Below are 4,454 nucleotides of genomic sequence, written 5' to 3' on the forward strand. Positions count from 1 at the left end.
GGGGGCTACGCTATCGCTCAGATGCCGAAAGGAATGGTACGGGGGAAGCCCGCCCCTTCCATTCCCTTCGGTCATGCCAGCTTGCAAACCAGAGGCTTCGTCAACTCCTTATCCTCCCTCCGGTCCGGTACCGTTGACGAAGATCAAACGCTGGGAGCTTCTCTGAGCTTCTCTGAGCGATTTGACATAGAGAAACAGGGATAAATAGGGTCTGACTCTTAGCAGCGATCAGGGAAGCGATGGCGGCATTTTATGCAAGACGATTTCATCTGATAGACTCCGGGTTCTTTTTTAAAACTCTTGTAATCATATATCTCGTGGAGTAAAATAAGTCATTCAAAAATATTTTTGAATGAGGTGCTTTTTATGATTCAAACGATTGGCACAGCCATCACTTTATATGTGGCCACGGCTGTGGATTTGTTAGTTATCTTATTAATTTTCTTTGCAAGAACGAATACCAAAAGGCAATACCGTGATATTTACATAGGACAGTATCTAGGCTCCCTAACATTAATTGGTATCAGTCTGGTTTTAGCTTATGTTTTAAGCTTTGTGCCGGAACAATGGATGTTGGGACTGTTGGGTTTAATACCTATTTATTTAGGTCTTAAAGTCGCTATTACTGGCGATGATGATGAAGAAGAAGTCGAAAGGCAACTAGATCAAAGAGGCTTAAGTAAATTAGCAAGAACGGTTACACTAATTACTATAGCTAGTTGTGGTGCCGATAATATAGGACTGTTTGTGCCTTATTTTGTAACATTGAATATCGTAGAACTAGTAGTAACGTTACTTGTGTTTGTGATTCTTATTTTTGGTTTAGTATTTACAGCTCAAAAGCTATCGAATATTCCTGGAGTTGGAGAAGTTGTAGAAAAATTTAGTAGGTGGATCATGAGCATTGTATACATTGGCTTAGGCGTATTCATTGTTTATGAAAATCAAACCATACAAACATTAATCTCCTTCTTCAATTAAAAAAAAGGTGGTCCAATGAATAAAAATATAGAGTGCCAGATTATATCTGTTCATGAGGGTAAGGTTGAGGATGCCCAAAACTTTTTAAGAGAAACGCCATCTGAGGACCTTATGGCTATTTTCCATAAGGTATGCGATAGCAATAAAGTGAAAATCATTCTATCACTGCTTAAAACAAAAGAAATGTGTGTCTGTGATATTTCTATTATTTTAAACATGACAATAGCTTCAACATCTCACCATCTAAGGCTTTTGTATAAAAACGATGTTCTAGATAAATATCGAAAAGGGAAAATGGTTTATTATTTTATAAAAGACGAAGAAATAAAAAACTTTTTTGAAACGAATTTAACCAAAGAATCATATCAGGCATAAAATAGATTATGAAAAACCGAGTAAAATAGGCTTGTCCATGATAAGCGGACCTTGGCGTTAGCCATGGGAGCATTAAGGAATGGACAAGCACACACGGTTTGCACCCTCTTGGAGCTAGCAAAAGAAGCCATTCTTTTGCTTCGCCTACCGGCGAGGGGAAGTTTTTGGGGGCGCCTTTTTTCAAAAAGGTGCGGTCCTTCTTTGGGATTTTAGGCTAGGATAAAGCTAGCATAAAGCTAGCTATTTCGACAGGTGTTGAAGGGGGAGTTTGAGGGGGATAAGCGAAGCGTTCCCCCCCAACAAGGGCTTATTTGTGCCACGAAGTGGCTAGCAAATATAGAGCTTGCCAAACCGTAATTATGACAGTGAAATGGAGAGACAACGTCGAACCATTGGCTGGAATATTTGGAGGTGCGAAATATGGGAGAGAGTTATGAGGAAAACGATCAGCAGGCGAATGATGACGAGCACAAGCGAGGTCGGAAGGAAGCCAAGCAGATCAGTTTTCGAGTAACGGAAGGCGAATACCTCAAGTTGGAGCAGTCAGCGGAAACCTTGAGCATGAGCGTGCCGGCTTTCGTGAAAAAGAAGGCGCAGGGAGCCAAGCTGGTGATGCCGAAATTGGAGAAGGAAACCGGCATGCAATTGAGTCGGGAGCTACGAGATATTGGGAAGAATGTGAATCAGATCGCTCGCTGGTGCAATCAGCGGCAGGAGGAAGCATTGGAAGAAAAGGATATGGAACGGCTGGAGGAGAACCTACAACGGGTGCAGGAGGAGCTGAGTCGGGTATGGCAACAGTTAAGCTAGGAACAACCAAGACGGCGAATAAAGCCCTCAGCTATGCCGAGAAAAAAGCAGAAGTGGCTTCCGGGCTGGATTGCCTTCCGAAGGTCGCCCAGGCGCAAATGAAAGCCACCAGAGAGCTTCATGGCAAGAACCAGGGCATTCAGGCGCATACGGTCATTCAATCCTTCGAGCCGGGCGAGGTGAGTCCGAGAGAAGCCAATGCAGTGGGAAGAGAGCTGGCGGAAACCATGGCTCCAGGGCATGAATGCATGATCTATACGCATACGGACCGGGAACATACGCATAACCATGTGGTGATTAATGCGGTTCATGCGGAAACGGGAGCCAAGTATCAAGCGCATGGCCAAGCAGCGATTCAGCGAACCCAGCAGATGAACGATGAGATTTGTCGAAACCGGGGGCTCTCCGTACCGGAAAAGCAGGCGGAGGTCCGGCATACCTTAGCGGAACAGGAATTGCTCACCAAAGGCGAGCCCAGCTGGAAAGACGAAATCCGGCAGGCGGTGGATCGAGCGAAACAACAAACGGAGAACATGACGGACTTTCGAGATCATTTGAGCAAGGAATATGAGATTGAAACACGGTTACGAGGATCCACGTTGAGCTATAAACATCCGGATCGTCAGCAAGCCGTGCGAGCCAACAAACTAGGGGCGGCATATCAAAAGGAGGAAGTCGAGCGTGGCTTTGAACGACAAGCTGGAGCAGAACAGAAGCATGGAGGAACTCTTGAAAGAGACCAGAGAACTCAACGAACTGATGCGGAGTTACATTCGGGTGCAGATGAACGAGGACGGAGCAACGAGCCTGTCGGTCGATCATCACTTGGAGAAGATTCGAACCACATCGGTCAAAGTCCATCAGCAAATGGAATCGATGCTGCAGAAGCAAGAAAAGATGTTGAGCGCAAACGACGAGCACTTGCGGAGCGTGCTGAGTACCGGAGAGGATACGATCGAAAAGAACAATCATCGAACGCTGGCCAAACTAGACGAACTGGACCGGAACATTCAAAACAGGCTGAACGCGCTGAACAACGAGATCAGGACAAGCACGAACGACATGCAGAGCGGACTCAACAAAATCGTGTCCAACGCCCAAAACGACAGCAGGGACTTAGTCGCTAAAGCCAAGAAGGGAGCGATGGCGTCGTACTGGGGCGATGCGTTTAAGTATGGGTTAGCAACCAGTGGGATTGCGGTGCCTTTGCTTTTGATAAGCCAATGGATATTTTTTTAGTTAAATTGAGAGAAAACCCCGGAAGTTAAAATTTTTAACTTCCGGGGTTTTCTCAATACCACACATATATGTTCAGTCTATTGAACATGATGTTTAAAGGTTTTCTCGTTCTTTCAATGATTTTAAACGATCGAATTGATTACGGTATTCATAATCTTTATTTTCTTTTTTACTAATAAGAATTTTTCCATCGTACTTAGCATATTTTTTCTCTGTATTGTAACTAGTCCAAGCGAGATCATGGTTAATAACATAAACATTACTAGAACCCATTTGGTAAATATCTAAAAACCCATTTTCTTGCAAAGTCTTTAAATTTCTATAAATAGTCGATCTGTGTTTACTAAAGTAATCTTCAAAAACATTATATGAACAAGCTAGAGCATTCCTGTTGTCCATGTGTTCTAAGATAAAAAATAATAAACTGCTGGCAAAAGCATGGTTGTTCATTAGCCAACGAACCTCTGGCATATGATCTTTGTAGAGTTGAACAAAATTAATATTCTTTTTGTCTTCTTCTCTTTTTTCTTCTTCGTTTTCTTCTTTTTCTTGCACTTCTAATAACTTTTGAATCCTATGAAATTCTTCTTTGGTTAATTCTAGTGTTACTTTTTCGTCATTTTTTTGCATAAATAATTACCTCCATTGCTGCATCATCTAGTTGCATTAATGATACATAATACCGTTCATTTTTGCAACCTTATGTTTCATTAAAAGTTAATCATGTTGTATGATGTTGCACAGCTCATGCAACATAGATGTTGCACAGCTCATGCAACATGATTAATATAAAAAGCCTTTAAAACCAGTATTTACAGCACTTTCCCCTTCTTTATCTCGAACAAGGTTTAATTTCTTTAAATGTAACAAGAAAAATCTGAGTTACATTCGTGGGCTTTCGAGCCCACACGCCGACCAACGGAAGCCCGTTGGATCGCTTAAGGTTTTAACCCCCAACCCCCAATTGCAATTGGGGGCTACGCTATCGCTCAGATGCCGAAAGGAATGGTACGGGGGAAGCCCGCCCCTTCCATTCCCTTCGGTCATGC

General features: G+C 43.0%; 6 protein-coding genes. 5 read left to right on the plus strand and 1 reads right to left on the minus strand.

All coding sequences use genetic code 11. The features are described from left to right. The 5 genes from Q0757_RS16850 to Q0757_RS16870 form a co-directional block, all read left to right on the plus strand. Positions 1–204, plus strand: a 204-nt coding sequence (locus Q0757_RS16850) for a hypothetical protein (protein WP_298789283.1), incomplete at its 5' end; no start/stop codon positions are given. A gap of 162 nt (positions 205–366) precedes the next feature. After that, positions 367–981 carry a CadD family cadmium resistance transporter gene (locus Q0757_RS16855; protein ID WP_298789284.1) on the plus strand — a complete coding sequence of 205 codons (615 nt, stop codon included), beginning with the start codon at positions 367–369 and terminating at the stop codon, positions 979–981. Positions 982–996: 15 nt separating this feature from the next. Then, positions 997–1,356, plus strand: a complete 360-nt coding sequence (locus Q0757_RS16860) for a helix-turn-helix transcriptional regulator (RefSeq protein ID WP_298789285.1) — start codon at positions 997–999, stop codon at positions 1,354–1,356. Between the two features lie 420 nt (positions 1,357–1,776). Next, positions 1,777–2,166, plus strand: coding sequence for a MobC family plasmid mobilization relaxosome protein (locus tag Q0757_RS16865; protein WP_298789286.1), 390 nt, complete (start codon positions 1,777–1,779; stop codon positions 2,164–2,166). Beyond that, positions 2,148–3,293: a relaxase/mobilization nuclease domain-containing protein gene (locus Q0757_RS16870; protein ID WP_298789287.1), complete on the plus strand. Its 1,146-nt coding sequence runs from the start codon at positions 2,148–2,150 to the stop codon at positions 3,291–3,293. The genes Q0757_RS16865 and Q0757_RS16870 overlap by 19 nt, the downstream gene beginning before the upstream one ends. Positions 3,294–3,498: 205 nt before the next feature. Here the strand turns inward: Q0757_RS16870 and Q0757_RS16875 are convergent, their stop codons facing one another. Beyond that, complete coding sequence (locus Q0757_RS16875; RefSeq protein ID WP_298789288.1) at positions 3,499–4,035, minus strand: replication/maintenance protein RepL; 537 nt, start codon at positions 4,033–4,035, stop codon at positions 3,499–3,501. Between the last annotated feature and the right edge of the window lie 419 nt (positions 4,036–4,454).

The sequence above is a fragment of the uncultured Marinococcus sp. genome (assembly GCF_947493875.1).
Taxonomy (GTDB): domain Bacteria; phylum Bacillota; class Bacilli; order Bacillales; family Marinococcaceae; genus Marinococcus.